A 14,878-nucleotide genomic window follows, 5' to 3' on the forward strand; every position below is an offset into this window, starting at 1 on the left:
CGTGGCCCGGCATCGGATCCTGTCAGGACGCGGCCGCCATCCTGGCGCGTTGCGAGGGGGCGGTTTCGGTGAGGAAAATCGCCACGATCCCGCCGAGGATCGCCAGCACTACCATGATCCACAAGGGCGCGGCCAAGCTGGTCGCGTCCGCCGCTACACCGGTCAGCGAAGGCGCGAAGACCCCGCCGAGGATTTCCGCCGATCCCATGGTGAGACCCAGCGCCGTCGCGGCTTGGCGCGGATCGACGCTTTCCGACGGCACGGTGGCCATGAACAATGGGAAGATCCCGTTCAGGCCCCAGCCAAAGAAGAAGATCGGGACCAGCCCCCAGATCGACCCGCTCCAGTAGAGAGCGCCCAGCGGCAGGATGATGCCGAGCAGAGGCATGGCGATCATGACGGGCCGCCGCCCGATCCAGTCCGACAGGCCCGAGATCGCGAAGCTGCCGATAGTCGCGGAAATGCCCAGGGTTGCGATCAGCCAGCTCATTTCCGTCGGGGTGTAGCTTCTGACGCTGGTGAGGTAGATCGGCAGGAAGGTCAGGCAGATGACGAAATAGCTGACCATCAGCACGCCCAGCAGCACGCAGACCAGCACATTGCGGGTGCGCAACACACTGAGGACACCTTGGGCTTGGCCATCCTGTACCTGTGGCCGTGCCGGCGCTGCGGGCTCCTCCAGCGTGAACCAGATCAGCAGGGCACAGATGATGCCGGGAATGGACGCGAGGAAAAAGGCGTTGCGCCATCCGAATTCCAGGCCGAACCACACGAGCAAGACCGGCGCAAGAAACGATCCCAGCAGATTGGACCCGAAATTCTGGGCAATCCCCTGCGCAAGGCCGCGACGGCGCGGATCGACTTCGCTGGCGACCATGGCATGGCTGATCGGCATCACGCCGCCCTCCGCCGCGCCCATCAGCATCCGTGCGCACAGCATGAAGAGGAAGCTTGTCGCCATGCCGCTGAGAAAGCAGCAGAGCGAGAAGCCGAGCGTCGCGCCGACGAGCAGCAGCTTGCGATTGCCGATCGTGTCCGACAGGCGGCCGATGGCGAAGGCGGCAATGGCCCAAGTGAAGGAGAGGCCGCCCGCGAGCAGGCCGATCTGAGCGTTGGACAAGCCGAGCTCGGGCTGGACGAACGGCATCAGCACGTTGAGCGCCTGCCGATCGAAAAAGACGATGCCGAAATTCAGGCTGAGCAGTCCGACCAGCCATGCCTGATAGCCGCCGCTGCGCAGACGCGGCGTGCCCGCATCCCCCATCACCATAAGCCCCTCCATGAGTCCTCTTGTTATGAGGGTATCATGGCGCAGGCTTTGGCAAATGAATAGCCCTCTATCGAATGGCGGTGCGCCCTCGATAGTTGGGCAGCCTTACGCTCCGGGCAGAGCGAACCGGGCCCGAATGTCATCGGGCACGCGCTCCGCGCGCATCCCGCCCGGGCGCTCGCTGTCCCGCACGGTCCACACCCTCTTTTCCGTACCGCTCACGCAGACATGCCCGTCCTTGAGCAGGCGATGCCGAATGGTGAAGCTGGAATTGCCGAAATCGGGCGCTTCCACCTCCAGCACCACTTCATCGCCATAGGCGGCGGGGCGCTGGAACTTGGCCGACACATCGACCATCGGAAAGCCGACTACGCCCTGGGTTTTCAGCATGTCCCGCTTGCGCACGCCAAGCGCCTTCTCGAACAGCATGATCGTGCTCTCGCCGAACATCTCGAGGAAGCGCGGCGCATAGACGATGCCCGCCGGGTCGCAATGGCCCCATTCGATGCGATAGGGTCGGGAGAGGAACGCCTGGAAGTCATCCGGCTGGGATGCAGGGACGCCGGTCATGCCGCGAAATCCAGACCGCCGCGCCGTTCTGCAAAGCGCCATCCCTCCGGTGTCTTGCGCAGGCGGTCCGCATAGGTACCGATCAGCGGCCCCTTGGGATCGCGCACGGGCAGCCCGCCGGTTTCGCTCGCGACGCCCTGATACAGCACGATGACCGACAGCGCCGTCGCTTCGGTCTCGCTTACGACGTCCACGACCACGTTGGAAACCACATGGCGCGCCGCACGGACCGGCCGGCTCTTGAAGGTCGCGAGAATAGCCTCACGTCCCTTTATCGGCTGATCCGGTGCGCTTGGCCGGGCCATCTGGCCATCCTCGGTGTAGAGGGCCGCGACGGCGTCCCAGTCAGCCGCATCGTTGAGCAGCGTGTAGCGATTGATGAGCGTGGTGCAGTCCCACTCGATCGCCCGCCGCATCGCGTCGTCCAGTGTCACGCTCATGCCGCGTCCGCCTCTTCGGGCAGCAATTCGGTATCGATCTGCTTCTGCACCGGTGCGGGATAACGCGCGCCGGCAACGGCGCCAGGCGCGAAGATCGCGTCCACGGCCGCGATGGATTCCGGTGCGAGGTTGATGGAGGCCGCTTTCACATTCTCCTCAAGATGCGCGATGGAGCGCGTGCCGGGGATCGCGATGATCTGCGGCGCCCGCGCCAGCACCCAGGCTAGGCTGAGCTGGGCAGGCGTGATGCCGAGATCGGCCGCAACCGCATTGAAGCGCTCGGCAAGCTTGAGATTGTGGCCGAAATTGGGTTCCTGAAAGCGCGGCATCGGGATGCGGATGTCGCCGGCCTTGAAATCGATGCTGCTGATGGCGCCGGCGAGCATGCCGCGCGCGACCGGCGAGAAGGCGACGAAGGCGATGCCGAGTTCCCGGCAGGCGTCCAGCACAGCGACTTCCGGATTGCGCACCCAGGGCGAATATTCGGACTGAATGGCAGCGACGGGATGCACGGCATGGGCGCGGCGGATGCTCGCTGCGGACATTTCGGACAGGCCAATGGCGCCGATCTTCCCGGCTTCCTTCGCCCGCACCAAAGCGCCCATCGAGTCTTCGATCGGAACGTTCCGGTCGAGCCGGTGCATGTAATAGAGATCGATAAAATCGGTATTGAGCCGCTGGAGCGAGCGTTCCAGCGATCCGGTGATCGTCTCCGGTCGCCCGTCGAGCACACGCTCGCCGTCGATCAGATCGAGCACGCACTTGCTCGACAGCACATAATCCTTGCGGCGATGGCCGACAGCGCGGGCGATCAGGCCCTCATTCTTGCCACCGCCATACAGCGCTGCGCTGTCGAGATGCGTCACGCCGATGTCGAGCGCATGATTGAGCAGGCGCGCGCCTTCCTCCTCGCTCGGCGGGGCGTCATAAGCGTGAGAGAGGTTCATGCAGCCCAGACTGATGGCGGAGACGGCCATGTCCGCGATGCGGCGGGTGGGGAGGGGTGTCGATGGCGAAGTCATGGCCCGGCTTGTGTCGCCCCGGGCATTAAAAATCAATCCTCGCGGCGCTTTTGGCGAGGATTGCGTGCCTATCGCCGAAAGTCGAGGGCGGTTTCGATCCAGTCCCAGAAGTCCCGGGACGCATCCTTCACATGCTGGGACGCATCGCGATAGGCGATGGGATCGTCCCGGACACGGATGACCGGCCAGTCCGCCTGATTGATGGCATTGCGTGAGCGGAAAGCCGCCAGCAGGCGCATGGCTTGCGTCATTAGAGCTGGCGAGGCGAGCAGGATGGGTTCGCTCTGGAGTGCGGCATTCATCAATCCGAATTGCTCGACGAACTTCCGGCGAAGCTGGAGTAGTTCATGCATCCGCGCTGCTTGCGCGATCGTGCCCAACTGCACGATTTCAGTCTCGGTGGCAGAAAACGCGCGCAGCATGTCCGCGAGATCTGAACTTAACCCGGTCGCCACTGACATGCACCTCTCCCGCCGCCTATGGTCTGACGGTAGAGCGGCGCCTTAAATGGCAAAGCTTGAGAAATGCCTACGGGCATGACGCCGATGATTGAGCGTCGCCGGAAATGAGGCGGTGTGCAGCCGCGAACAGGCTACACACCGCCAGTCTTTATCAGCCGGCCTTGTTGAGCTGGACTTCCAGCTCGCCGAGCACGCGATAGCAATCGAGCACCTGTGCGACCGAGCTGTTCGGCTCGCGGCCATCGCGGATCGCGGCGATGAACTCGCGGTCCTGCAGCTCGATGCCGTTGCTGGAGACGGCAACGCCGCTCAGGTCCACCGGCTCTTCCTTGCCGGTCACCAGATCGTCATAGCGCGCGATCCAGGTGCCATTGTCGCAGATGTAGCGGAAGAAGGTGCCGAGCGGCCCATCATTGTTGAACGAGAGGGAGAGGGTGCAGATCGCGCCGCTCTCGCTCTTGAGCTGGATGGACATGTCCATCGCGATGCCCAGCTCCGGGTGCATCGGGCCTTGCACGGCATTGGCCTGCACGATCTTGCCGGCCTGATAGGCGAACAGGTCGACCGTGTGCGCGGCGTGGTGCCACAGCAGATGGTCCGTCCAGGAGCGAGCCTCGCCCTTGGCATTCATGTTCTTGCGGCGGAAGAAATAGGTCTGCACGTCCATCTGCTGGATCGCGAGTTCGCCCGCCGTAATCTTGTTATGGATATACTGGTGGCTCGGGTTGAAGCGGCGGGTGTGGCCGACCATGCAGACGAGTCCGGTTTCCTTCTGCGTGTCGATGACCGCCTGGGCGTCGGCCCAGCTGTCCGACAGGGGGATTTCCACCTGCACATGCTTGCCGGCCTTCATGCAGGCAATGGCCTGCTGGGCGTGCATCTGCGTGGGCGTGCAGAGGATCACCGCGTCGACGTCATCGCGCGCGAGCGCCTCGTCCAGTTCCGTGCCGCTGTGCTTCGCGCCATATTTGGCGGCGACTTCGGCGGCCTGATCGGCACGACGGCTGATGATCGAGACGATCTCCACACCATCGATGTTCTTGAGGCCGTCGAGATGCTTTTCGCCGAATGCGCCGGCGCCTGCGAGTGCGATTCTCATGAGGGGGAGTCCTTTCTCCAGCTAACCCCTCCCTTTCAAGGGAGGGGCAAGGGGTGGGTGAGAGGCGAGGGGGCTCAATGCCCCCCAAGTCACTTCAAATGGGGTGATGGCCAGCACCACCCCAACCCCTCCTCTGAAGAGGAGGGGCCTTTGCGCGTGTTAGGCCTTCGCCATGCTGTGACCGCTCATCACCTTGCGCGGTTCCAGCGGCGCTCCGGCCGTTTCTTCCGGTTGCAGGATCATCGCGCCGAGCGCAGTGTTGGAGGCCGGGATGTGGTAGAAGGTGTAGAGGTCACGCACCTTCTCCGGCAGCGCGCCGCGCATGATGAGCCACATGACCAGCTCGATGCCTTCCGACCCGCTTTCGCGCAGATATTGGATGTGCGGCATCTTGCTGAGCTCTGCGGGATCGCTGATCAGCTTGTCGATGAAGTTCAGGTCGAACTCCTTGTTGATCAGGCCAGCGCGCGGCCCCTGAAGCTGGTGGCTCATGCCGCCGGTGCCCCAGACGTGGACGTTGAGGTCTTCCGGGAAGCTCTCGACCGCGGCGCGGATGCTATCGCCCAGGCTGAAGCAGCGCTTGCCCGACGGCGGCGGATAGGTGACCACGTTGACCGGGAAGGGAATGACCTTGCACGGCCACTCGTCCGGCTCGCCGAAGATCATCGAGAGCGGCACGGTGCAGCCATGGTCGACGTCCATCTGGTTCATGATGGTCATGTCGAACTCGTCCAGGATCAGGCTCTGGGCGATGTGCCAGGCGAGATCGGGATGGCCCTTCACGTCGGGCACGGGGCGCGGGCCCCAGCCTTCATCAGCCGGCTTGAAGCTTTCGGCGCATCCGATCGCAAAGGTCGGGATGATGTTCATGTCGAACGCCGAGGCGTGGTCGTTATAGACCAGGATCACAACGTCGGGGGTGTTGCCCGGCTGCTTGATCCACTCCCGGATCGGCTCATAGCCCTTGAAGACCGGACCCCAATAATCGTTGTCGCTGGTCTTGGTCTGCATCGCCGCGCCGAGCGCGGGAATGTGGCTGGACGTAATGCCTGTGGTAACGCGTGCCATGATCAAAATCCTCCCTTGATCGAGCGCACGCCCTCAGGCGAACGACCACCGTCGATCATCATCTGTGCATATTCTTCCTGCGTCATGCCGGTCATCGATCCGGCAGCGAATTGGAAGCTCTTGCCATCGGTCGAGAAGAGCTTGGAGAGGAAGTAAACATTCCCGCCCTCGTCGATCATGGCATTGTAGTCGCGGGCCAGCACGGCCGCCTTGGCGGCGGGTGTCAGGTTCCACTCGTCGAGATAGGCGCTCTCGTCCGCCTTGAACCGCTCGCGATTCTCGGCCTTCATCAGGCTCATCGCGAACTGATTGAGATTGTAGCCCCGGCGCGCGCGCTGGGCCGTGAACACGCGGGTGCCGGGAATGTCGTCAAACTCGGCAAGATAAGCGTGAACGTCGATTCTTTCTTTCTTCTCGGTCATGATATCCTCTCTTAGAGCCCGCGGGCGTTCAGCTTGGCGTCGAGACGCGGGAAGACGCGGCGGGTATTGCCCTCAAAAATCGCGTGACGCTCCTCGTCAGAAATGTCGAGCGCATCGATATAGCGCTTCGTATCGTCGAAATAATGACCTGTGGTCGGGTCGATCCCACGCACGGCACCGACCATCTCGCTGCCGAACAGGATGTTCTTGTTGTCGATCACGTCGGCCAGCAGGTTGATGCCGGGCTGGTGATACACGCAGGTGTCGAAGAACACGTTGTTCATGAGCAGCGTATCAAGGCTGGGTTGCTTGAGCATGTCCGCAAGTCCGCGGAACCGGCCCCAGTGATAAGGCACTGCGCCGCCGCCATGCGGGATGATGAAGCGCAGCGTCGGGAAGTCGGCGAACAGATTGCCCTGCAGAAGCTGCATGAAGGCGATCGTATCGGCCGCCAGATAATAGGCGCCCGTCGCGTGCATCGCGGGATTGCAGCTGCCCGAGACGTGGATCATCGCCGGGACGTCCAGTTCGACCATCTTCTCGTAGAAGGGATACCAGAATTTGTCAGTCAGCGGCGGCTGCTTGAAGTGGCCGCCGCTCGCATCCGGGTTCAGGTTGCAGCCGATGAAGCCCAGCTCATTGACGCAGCGGTCCAGCTCGGCGATCGAACTGGTCATGTCCGCCTCTGGCGACTGCGGCAACATGCACACGCCAGCGAATGTCTCGGGGTAGAGATCGACGACGCGCGCAATGAGGTTGTTGCATGCCTGCGCCCAAGGCACTGCCACCGACTGATCGCCGACATGCGGCGCCATGGCCGAGGCGCGCGGCGAGAAGATCGTCATGTCCGCGCCGCGCTCCTTGATGAGGCGCAACTGGTTCTGCTCGATGGTCTCGCGAATGTCGTCGTCAGAAATCTCGGGATAGGGCGGGCAGGGCGTGCCATTTTTGAAGGCCGCCTTCTGCTGCTCGCGCCACTCGTCATGCGCCTTGGGCAGCACGGTATAGTGGCCATGGCAGTCGATGATCATCGTCATTCCGTCACCTTCCAGACTTTTCTGTTTCTGTCATTTTGGGCTGCCCAGCGGACACGGGCTTCGCGATCATTTCGGGATGCATGGCATCCAGAAAGGCCAGCTTTGCCTCAAGCCCCTGCGGCATCTCGACCGAACCGAGCAAGGCGCCCATCGCCCGCTGGCGTGTCACTGTCCCGCGTGTCATGGCCGGTTCGATGCCCAGCTCGGTAAGCGTCACGACCACCTCGTCCATCTCGGCGGCGCGCCGTGTGCCGTGCGCCAGCATCCGGTCGAGATTATAATCGATCTTTTCGGGCCAGTCTCCGCCGAGTGAGGCCAGCACATTCTCGGTCACGCCCGCACGACGGGCCGCGAGGATCATCTCCGCCGTCAGCGCCTCGATGCCCTTGATCATGACAGAACGAACCATCTTCGTCGCGCTGGCGGCGCCGACCTGATCGCCCGCAATCGCAACCTTGCTGAAGCCGATCGCGCGCAGCGCCGCTTCGCCCTGCGCAGCGTGCGGGCCGCTGATCAGCAGCGGCACAGTCATCGCGGCGGGCTGCACGGGCGACATGACCGCTACATCAACATAATGGCCGCCAGCCTGCTCGATCGCCGCAGCATTGCGCTGCTTGGCGCCCGGCGACACGGAATTCATGTCGAAGAACAACGTGCCGGGGGACAGGTGCCGCGCGGCTGCGGACGCTGCCGCCTCGGTCTGATCGGCGGTGACGAGACTCAGGATCATTTCCGCGCCGGCTAGCGCGTCCGACAGGGACTCGCAGCCCGTGACGCCCGTTTCGGTGTAAGCGGCGCGGATCGGGCCGGCCGTCTGCGGTTCGATTGCCTTGAGGTCGAATGCGCGCGCGTCGCTGCGCCATCCGGCGGCACCGGCGAAGGTCCGGCCCGCTTCCCCAAAGCCGATAAGGGCAATTCTCCCGCTCATGATCGACGCTGTGCCGCCTATCGAGCGGAATCGCAAATTTGTTCCCGCTCCGTGCCATAAGCAGAAGCGAATGGTTCCGTCGCGGCCCGGTCCAGCTCGGCAATGAAGGCAGCTTGTGCCGGGGCCGGTCGCCACTGCGCCCGGGTGGTGAGCGCGACCGCGCGAGAGAAGCCCCCGGGCGGGGCGCCAAGCGAGACGAGCCAGCCCGCCTCCTGCTCGACCGAGACCTGATCGGGCGAGAGCAGGGTCAGAAAGTCGGTTTGCATCAGGATTTCGCGGATCATCATCACCGACCCGCATTCGATCGGAACGGGCGGTGGGGCAAGTCCGGCCGTGCGGAACATCTCGTCGAAGCGCGCCCGCAGGGGCGCGCCGGGCGACGGCAAGATCCAGGCATAGCGCGCGAGATCGCTCAACGGGCGATCCCGTGCCGAACCGGCCTCGGGATGACCGGCCCGCGCGATGATAATCACCTCATCCTCGAACAGGGGGCGCTGCGTGAGGTCCGGGCCGGGCGGCGGATCGCGCATGGCGCCGACCATCATGTCTATGCTGCCGTCGCGCAGGGATTCCGCCAGTTCGCCATGCGATCCTTCGACGATCACGATCTCTATGGCCGGAAATGCGGTGTTGAACCTTGCCAGCGCGCGCGGTAGCACCCGAGCGCGGGAGAGCGGCATCGCCCCGATGGTGATCCGCGCGGGCACGCCGCCGGATTGGCCCAAGGCTTCGTCGAGGCCTGCTTCCAGCTCTGTCCGGGCGAGGCGGAAATTGCGGGCGGTGCGCCGGCCCGCGTCGGTCAGCGCGATCCCCCGTCCGCGCCGCTCGACGAGCGACCGCCGGAGGATCAGCGACAGATCGCCAATGGCGCGATGCAGGGTCGGCTGCGAGAGGCCGCTCTGCGCCGCTGCAGCCGCATAGCTTCCGCTATCCGCGACGGCGAGGAAAGCCCGCAATTGCGCCATGGTCACCCGCCGCGAGCCGATCATTTCGGCCGCTTGCTCAACGCGCTCAGCCAGCGCCATCGCAGGAGGGAGGGGCGTCATGCCGTCCGTGCGCCGCTCGAATAGCTGCACGTCCATGATGCTTTCCACGCGAGCAATGGCTTGGGTCACAGCAGGCTGGGTCAGATGGAGCGTGCTCGCGGCGGCGGACACGCTTCCCTTGTGCGTTACTGCCGCAACGGCGGCGAGGTGGCGCAGATTGAACGAAAAGGGTGAGAGGCCCGATGCCATGAGGGCCAGACTTAGCAGATGCTTATGATCTGCGCAAAGTTCGGGGTGGATTGACCGGACGCCGTTCCCCTATTCTATACGGGAGCAAGGCTGTTGCCAGTTAATGTTGATCGAGAGGAGCAATCATGGGTGTGGTCGTACAGAATATCGAGCGTGCTGATCCTGAGGTGATTGACGGTCTGGCGGCGTGCGGTGTTGCGACGGTTCATGAGGCGCAGGGACGCACGGGTTTGCTGGCGAGCTACATGCGGCCGATTTACGCCGGTGCGCGGATCGCGGGCAGTGCAGTGACGATCAGCGCGCCTCCGGGCGACAACTGGATGGTGCATGTCGCCATCGAGCAGTTGAAGGCCGGCGACGTGCTGCTGCTGGCGCCGACCAGCCCCTGCGAGGATGGCTATTTCGGCGATCTGTTGGCGACCTCGGCGCAGGCGCGCGGCTGTCGCGGCCTGATCATCGATGCCGGCGTTCGCGATGTGCGCGATCTTACCGAGATGAACTTCCCGGTCTGGTCCAAGGCGGTCTACGCGCAGGGCACGGTCAAGAACACGCTGGGCAGCGTCAACATCCCAGTCGTCTGCGCCAATGCGCTGGTCAATCCCGGCGATGTGATTGTCGCTGATGATGACGGCGTGTGCGTCGTCCCCCGCGCCAACGCCGCCAAGGTGCTGGAAGCGGCCCGCGCGCGGGAAGCCAATGAAGGCGAGAAGCGCGAGAAGCTGGCCTCCGGCGTGCTGGGCCTCGACATGTACAAGATGCGTGAGCGTCTGGAGAAGGAAGGCCTGAAATATGTGTGAGGCACGTCCGCCTCGGAACGCATCTCCGTTCGCTTCGAGCAGGAGGCTGTGATGGACGGCATTACCTGCATGTGGATGCGTGGCGGCACCTCTAAGGGCGGCTATTTCCTGGCGGACGATCTGCCCACGGATACCGCCGCCCGCGATGCCTTCCTGCTGCGCGTCATGGGCTCGCCAGACCCGCGCCAGATCGACGGCATGGGTGGCGCCGATCCGCTGACCAGCAAGGTTGGCGTTGTCAGGAAATCGAGCCGCGAAGGCGTCGATGTCGATTATCTCTTCCTGCAGGTGTTCGTCGATCAGGCGATTGTCACCGACGCGCAGAATTGCGGCAATATCCTCGCGGGCATCGGTCCGTTCGCCATTGAGCGCGGTCTCGTGCAGCCAACCGGCGATGAAACCCGCGTCGCCATCTTCATGGAGAATACCGGCCAGGTCGCCGTCGCCACGGTGCAGACGCCCGGCGGCCAGGTTCGCTATGATGGTAACGCCTCGATCAGTGGCGTGCCGGGTACATCGGCGCCCATTCCGCTGTTGTTCCGCGATACCGCTGGCTCATCCTGCGGCGCCCTGCTGCCGACGGGCAATGGCGTCGACGAGATCAATGGCATCAAGGTGACGATGATCGACAATGGGATGCCCTGCGTCGTCATGCTTGCCAGCGACGTCGGCGTGACCGGCTATGAGGATCGCGACACGCTTGACGCCAATGCGGAAATGAAGGCGAAGGTCGAGGCTATCCGCCTCAAGGTCGGTGAGATGATGAACCTCGGCGACGTAACCGAAAAGTCCGTCCCCAAGATGATGCTGGTGGCGCCGCCGCGCGAGGGTGGGGCCGTTACCGTGCGTTCGCTCATCCCGCATCGTGTCCATGCCTCCATCGGCGTGCTGGGCGCGGTGAGCGTGGCGACGGCATGCCTTATCGAAGGCTCTCCCGCCGCCTCCGTCGCCAAGGTGCCCGAGGGCGCGACAAAGACGCTAGGGGTCGAGCATCCGACCGGCGTCACCGAATGCGTCGTGACCGTGGACGCTGACGGACAGCCGGTGGAAGCCGGCATGTTGCGCACCGCCCGCAAGCTGATGGACGGGGTGGTGTTCGGCTGAACATCCCCTGCGTCCATGGCAGGCTCCCTGCACCTCAGAACAAGTCCGTTCGCCCTGAACTTGTCAAAGGGCTGTTTCATCTGGAACAATCGAACGGAAAGTGAGAACCGGGCTTCGACAGGCCCAGCCCGAACGGAACCAACGAGATGACCGACCGCATCCTTTCCTGGCATAGCAACCCGAGCAAGCCCGCCTACACGCCGCCGCTGGGCGCCGTGGATGCGCATTGCCATGTGTTCGGGCCGATGGCGCAGTTCCCGTTCAGCGCGAAGGCTAAATATCTGCCGCAGGATGCAGGCCCGGACATGCTCTTTGCCCTGCGCGATCATCTGGGCTTTTCCCGCAACGTCATCGTCCAGGCGAGCTGCCACGGCACCGACAATGCTGCGACCTTGAACGGCATTGCCGTTTCTGACGGGAAGGCGCGCGGTGTCGCCGTGGTCGATCCCGCGATCAGCGAGGCCGAGCTTGAGGCGCTGCACGCCGGCGGCATGCGCGGCATCCGCTTCAACTTCCTCAAGCGCCTCGTGGACGATGCCCCCAAGGACAAGTTTCTCGAGGTCGCGAGCCGACTGCCGGAGGGCTGGCATGTGGTCATCTATTTCGAGGCGGACATTCTCGAAGAACTGCGCCCGTTCATGGATGCGATCCCGGTGCCGCTGGTCATCGACCATATGGGCCGGCCCGATGTGCGCCAGGGACCGGACGGTGCTGACATGAAGGCCTTCCGCAACCTGCTCGATAGTCGCGATGACATCTGGTTCAAGGCGACCTGCCCGGACCGGCTCGATCCCGCCGGTGCGCCTTGGGATGACTTTGCCAATGCCGTCGCGCCGCTGGTCGCCGATTATCAGGATCGGGTCATATGGGGCACCGATTGGCCGCACCCCAACATGCAGGATGCCATCCCTGACGACGGCCTGCTTGTGGACATGATTCCGCGCATCGCGCCAACGGAAGCGTTGCAGCGCAAGATGCTGGTGACCAACCCGATGCGTCTATACTGGCCTGAAGAACTTCGCGCTGGGTCATAGCCAGTTCGACAACGAGAGACCAAACAGGCCCGAAACCGCAAGCTGACTGGAGAGAAGAATGCCGTTTCCCGCAACGCCGGACTATATGGGCCTCAACACGCCAGTCCGTCAGGAAGTTTCGCTCAAGGGCCTCACGGCATCAGAGGGCATCATTCCGGCGGATGTGCGCGGCGCTTTCTTCCGGGCGGTGCCCGATCCGCAGTTCGAGCCTTTCTTCCAGCCCGATACGGCGCTCTCGGATGATGGCATGATCAGCCGCATCCTCTTCAATGAGGACGGGACGGTCGATTATGACATCAAATATGTCCAGACCCCGCGCTGGAAGGCCGAGAACGCGGCCGGCAAGCGTCTGTTCGGCCGCTATCGCAATCCCTTCACCAATGACGCGTCGGCTGAGGGCGTGGAGGGGACTGTCTCCAACACCACGCCGGTCTGGCATGCGGGCAAGCTCATCATGACCAAGGAGGATGGGCCGGGTCATCAAGTCGATCCGCACACGCTGGAGACCATCGGCGCCTATGATTTCGGGGGCGCGCTCAAGTCGCAGACGATGACGGCCCATGTCCGCATCGATCCCGAGACCAAGGAGATGTTCGTCTACGGCTATGAGGCGGATGGCCTCTGCTCAAAGACCATCGCTTATTGGTGGACCGACAAGGACGGCAAGCTCATCAGGGAACAGTCGTTCGAGGCGCCGTTCTGCAGCCTTGTCCATGACTTCGTGATCACCGAGAACTACGCCATCTTCCCGCTGCAGCCCACCACCGCCGACCTGGAGCGCGTGAAAGCCAAGGGTGCGCACTGGGTTCACCAGCAAGATCTGGAATATCACATCGGGGTGATGCCGCGTTATGGCGATGTGTCCGAGATCCGCTGGTTCAAGGGACCGAAGGGCGCCTCCAGCTTCCACATGATGAACGCCTTTGAGACGCCGGACGGCAAGGTCCATATCGATCACCACATCACCGATACGATCGCCTTCCCGCATATCCGCGCGGACAGCGGTATCGATGTACAGCCTTGGGAGCTGGGCGGCGGCTTTCAGCGCTGGACGGTCGATATGAAAGGCGACGGCGATGGCGTGGAGGTCACGCCGCTCGGGCCTCCGGGAGACATGCCGCGCATTGCCGATGCCGATCAGGGGCGCCCGTACAAGCGGGGCTGGTATTGCAGCATGAACCCGCAGCCCATGGGGCCGCCGCTGATGGGCGGCGTCGTCGGCGCCATGTTCACCGCGCTCCTCCGGAAGGATTTCGAAACCGGCGCAATCGTCGGCTATAATCTGCCGCCGGCGCATGGAATGAGCGAGACCGTGCATGTGCCATCGAGCGAGCCCGGTCATGAAGGCTGGCTGGTCGGCGTCGTCGATCATGAGACCGCGCCGGACCAGTTCGAGCACGCGGTGTGGATCTGGAACGCGGGGGATCTTCCGGCCGGGCCAGTCGCCAAGGTGCCCGTGCCCACCCGGATGCGGCCGCAGGTCCATGGCTGGTGGGTGCCGATGGCGGCCTATCAGGCGGCGAAAGCGGCCTGATCCTTTCGCACGCCCAAGGGCGCAGGTGTTAGAGCCTGCCCCCTTGGACGGCGGTGATGTTTCGTCATACCACCTTGGCGATCAAAGCGTGCTGATCATCCGCACAGTCTCGGCAAACCGTCCCTCGCGCTCCGCCGAGCGAAGGAAGCGGACATTCTCGACGAGAATTTCCTCGGGCGTGGGCACTTGCTGAAAGAGCGCCATCACTTCCGCAGCATAATCATTGAGCGGCATATAGTTTTCCCGCGTGGATTGTCCCGGGGTTAGCTCGGTGCGCACGGCTGGTGGGGCCAGCTCGATCACCTCGACCTTGCCGCGCAGCTGTTCCCGCAGGGAGACCGTCCAGCTGTGCAAGGCCGCCTTGCTCGCGCTGTAGCTCGGCGTGCCGATCAGCGGCACGAAGGCGAGGCCGGAGGTCGTGTTGATGATCGCGGCGTCTTCCTGCGCCATCAGATGCTCAATCAAGGCATTGGTCAGGCGGATCGGCCCCAGCACATTGGTGATGAAGGTCTGCTCCGCCACAGTCGTGTCGCCGCGGCGCGCGAGATCCTCGCGCTGCATAATGCCGGCATTGTTGAACAGGATGTTGATCGCCGGAAAGCGGGCGATCGCTTCGGCCGCGAATGCTTCGATGCTTGCCGGATCGCTCGCATCAACTGTGAGCATGTGCATGCCCGCGCGACCCTCGATGGTTTCAGCTAATGTCGCTGCTGTCCGCCCCGCGACGATCACCGTGTTGCCGAGCTCGTGGAAATGGCGCGCCAACGCGCGGCCAATACCGGAGCCGCCGCCGGTGATGAGAATGGTGTTGCCCGTGGTCTTCATGCCGTTTGCTCCAATTCTGCTGGTGGACGGCT

At 63.6% G+C, this 14,878-nt stretch carries 16 protein-coding genes; 4 read left to right on the plus strand and 12 right to left on the minus strand.

Translation table 11 applies throughout. The features are described from left to right. Positions 1–22 precede the first annotated feature (22 nt). The 11 genes from M2332_RS02275 to M2332_RS02325 all read right to left on the minus strand — a co-directional run bounded on the left by M2332_RS02275 (position 23) and on the right by M2332_RS02325 (position 9,552). Positions 23–1,270: an MFS transporter gene (locus M2332_RS02275; protein WP_264572805.1), complete on the minus strand. Its 1,248-nt coding sequence runs from the start codon at positions 1,268–1,270 to the stop codon at positions 23–25. 105 nt (positions 1,271–1,375) lie between these two features. Beyond that, the gene (locus M2332_RS02280) at positions 1,376–1,840 is read right to left on the minus strand and encodes an acyl-CoA thioesterase (protein WP_264572806.1); all 465 of its coding nucleotides are present in this window, start codon (positions 1,838–1,840) and stop codon (positions 1,376–1,378) included. Continuing rightward, a complete protein-coding gene (locus M2332_RS02285) occupies positions 1,837–2,280 on the minus strand; it encodes a nuclear transport factor 2 family protein (protein WP_264572807.1) in 444 nt (147 codons plus the stop codon). The genes M2332_RS02280 and M2332_RS02285 overlap by 4 nt, the downstream gene beginning before the upstream one ends. Further along, the gene (locus tag M2332_RS02290; protein WP_264572808.1) at positions 2,277–3,302 is read right to left on the minus strand and encodes an aldo/keto reductase; all 1,026 of its coding nucleotides are present in this window, start codon (positions 3,300–3,302) and stop codon (positions 2,277–2,279) included. Before M2332_RS02290 ends, M2332_RS02285 begins: the two co-directional genes overlap by 4 nt. A gap of 68 nt (positions 3,303–3,370) precedes the next feature. Beyond that, on the minus strand, positions 3,371–3,763 hold the full coding sequence (locus M2332_RS02295; RefSeq protein WP_264572809.1) for a hypothetical protein: 393 nt from the start codon (positions 3,761–3,763) through the stop codon (positions 3,371–3,373). 151 nt (positions 3,764–3,914) lie between these two features. Further along, positions 3,915–4,862, minus strand: coding sequence for a Gfo/Idh/MocA family oxidoreductase (locus M2332_RS02300; protein WP_264572810.1), 948 nt, complete (start codon positions 4,860–4,862; stop codon positions 3,915–3,917). Between the two features lie 159 nt (positions 4,863–5,021). After that, positions 5,022–5,930, minus strand: a complete 909-nt coding sequence (locus M2332_RS02305) for a class III extradiol dioxygenase subunit beta (protein WP_264572811.1) — start codon at positions 5,928–5,930, stop codon at positions 5,022–5,024. 2 nt (positions 5,931–5,932) lie between these two features. Further along, complete coding sequence (ligA, locus tag M2332_RS02310) at positions 5,933–6,352, minus strand: protocatechuate 4,5-dioxygenase subunit alpha (RefSeq protein ID WP_181559640.1); 420 nt, start codon at positions 6,350–6,352, stop codon at positions 5,933–5,935. Between the two features lie 11 nt (positions 6,353–6,363). Next, entirely contained in the window at positions 6,364–7,389 is a 1,026-nt protein-coding gene (locus M2332_RS02315) for an amidohydrolase family protein (protein WP_181559641.1), read from the minus strand. 4 nt (positions 7,390–7,393) lie between these two features. After that, positions 7,394–8,317 (minus strand): NAD(P)-dependent oxidoreductase, encoded by a 924-nt coding sequence (locus tag M2332_RS02320; RefSeq protein ID WP_264572812.1) that lies wholly within the window; start codon positions 8,315–8,317, stop codon positions 7,394–7,396. 17 nt (positions 8,318–8,334) lie between these two features. After that, the gene (locus M2332_RS02325) at positions 8,335–9,552 is read right to left on the minus strand and encodes a LysR family transcriptional regulator (protein WP_264572813.1); all 1,218 of its coding nucleotides are present in this window, start codon (positions 9,550–9,552) and stop codon (positions 8,335–8,337) included. A 122-nt stretch (positions 9,553–9,674) separates the two neighbouring features. Between M2332_RS02325 and ligK the strand changes: the two genes are divergently transcribed. The 4 genes from ligK to M2332_RS02345 all read left to right on the plus strand — a co-directional run bounded on the left by ligK (position 9,675) and on the right by M2332_RS02345 (position 14,021). After that, entirely contained in the window at positions 9,675–10,349 is a 675-nt protein-coding gene (gene ligK, locus M2332_RS02330) for a 4-carboxy-4-hydroxy-2-oxoadipate aldolase/oxaloacetate decarboxylase (RefSeq protein ID WP_319801494.1), read from the plus strand. A 51-nt stretch (positions 10,350–10,400) separates the two neighbouring features. Next, positions 10,401–11,453, plus strand: coding sequence for a 4-oxalomesaconate tautomerase (locus M2332_RS02335; protein WP_264572815.1), 1,053 nt, complete (start codon positions 10,401–10,403; stop codon positions 11,451–11,453). 146 nt (positions 11,454–11,599) lie between these two features. Beyond that, the gene (locus M2332_RS02340) at positions 11,600–12,487 is read left to right on the plus strand and encodes an amidohydrolase family protein (protein WP_264572816.1); all 888 of its coding nucleotides are present in this window, start codon (positions 11,600–11,602) and stop codon (positions 12,485–12,487) included. A gap of 58 nt (positions 12,488–12,545) precedes the next feature. Continuing rightward, positions 12,546–14,021: a carotenoid oxygenase family protein gene (locus M2332_RS02345; protein ID WP_264572817.1), complete on the plus strand. Its 1,476-nt coding sequence runs from the start codon at positions 12,546–12,548 to the stop codon at positions 14,019–14,021. Between the two features lie 81 nt (positions 14,022–14,102). On the opposite strand, the gene M2332_RS02350 is transcribed toward M2332_RS02345, so the two are convergent. Then, positions 14,103–14,846: an SDR family oxidoreductase gene (locus M2332_RS02350; RefSeq protein ID WP_264572818.1), complete on the minus strand. Its 744-nt coding sequence runs from the start codon at positions 14,844–14,846 to the stop codon at positions 14,103–14,105. Positions 14,847–14,878: the final 32 nt, after the last annotated feature.

The sequence above is a fragment of the Sphingobium sp. B11D3A genome (assembly GCF_025961695.1).
In the GTDB taxonomy this organism is placed as follows: Bacteria; Pseudomonadota; Alphaproteobacteria; order Sphingomonadales; family Sphingomonadaceae; genus Sphingobium.

What these genes read in the sequence shown, in the direction of transcription:
- M2332_RS02315 (WP_181559641.1), bottom strand. Translation starts at nt 7,389, where the DNA reads ATGACGATGATCATCGACTGCCATGGCCACTATACCGTGCTGCCCAAG.
- M2332_RS02350 (WP_264572818.1), bottom strand. Translation starts at nt 14,846, where the DNA reads ATGAAGACCACGGGCAACACCATTCTCATCACCGGCGGCGGCTCCGGT.
- M2332_RS02280 (WP_264572806.1), bottom strand. Translation starts at nt 1,840, where the DNA reads ATGACCGGCGTCCCTGCATCCCAGCCGGATGACTTCCAGGCGTTCCTC.
- M2332_RS02295 (WP_264572809.1), bottom strand. Translation starts at nt 3,763, where the DNA reads ATGTCAGTGGCGACCGGGTTAAGTTCAGATCTCGCGGACATGCTGCGC.
- M2332_RS02340 (WP_264572816.1), top strand. Translation starts at nt 11,600, where the DNA reads ATGACCGACCGCATCCTTTCCTGGCATAGCAACCCGAGCAAGCCCGCC.
- M2332_RS02290 (WP_264572808.1), bottom strand. Translation starts at nt 3,302, where the DNA reads ATGACTTCGCCATCGACACCCCTCCCCACCCGCCGCATCGCGGACATG.
- M2332_RS02285 (WP_264572807.1), bottom strand. Translation starts at nt 2,280, where the DNA reads ATGAGCGTGACACTGGACGACGCGATGCGGCGGGCGATCGAGTGGGAC.
- M2332_RS02275 (WP_264572805.1), bottom strand. Translation starts at nt 1,270, where the DNA reads ATGGTGATGGGGGATGCGGGCACGCCGCGTCTGCGCAGCGGCGGCTAT.
- M2332_RS02320 (WP_264572812.1), bottom strand. Translation starts at nt 8,317, where the DNA reads ATGAGCGGGAGAATTGCCCTTATCGGCTTTGGGGAAGCGGGCCGGACC.
- M2332_RS02335 (WP_264572815.1), top strand. Translation starts at nt 10,401, where the DNA reads ATGGACGGCATTACCTGCATGTGGATGCGTGGCGGCACCTCTAAGGGC.
- M2332_RS02300 (WP_264572810.1), bottom strand. Translation starts at nt 4,862, where the DNA reads ATGAGAATCGCACTCGCAGGCGCCGGCGCATTCGGCGAAAAGCATCTC.
- M2332_RS02345 (WP_264572817.1), top strand. Translation starts at nt 12,546, where the DNA reads ATGCCGTTTCCCGCAACGCCGGACTATATGGGCCTCAACACGCCAGTC.
- M2332_RS02325 (WP_264572813.1), bottom strand. Translation starts at nt 9,552, where the DNA reads ATGGCATCGGGCCTCTCACCCTTTTCGTTCAATCTGCGCCACCTCGCC.
- ligA (WP_181559640.1), bottom strand. Translation starts at nt 6,352, where the DNA reads ATGACCGAGAAGAAAGAAAGAATCGACGTTCACGCTTATCTTGCCGAG.
- M2332_RS02305 (WP_264572811.1), bottom strand. Translation starts at nt 5,930, where the DNA reads ATGGCACGCGTTACCACAGGCATTACGTCCAGCCACATTCCCGCGCTC.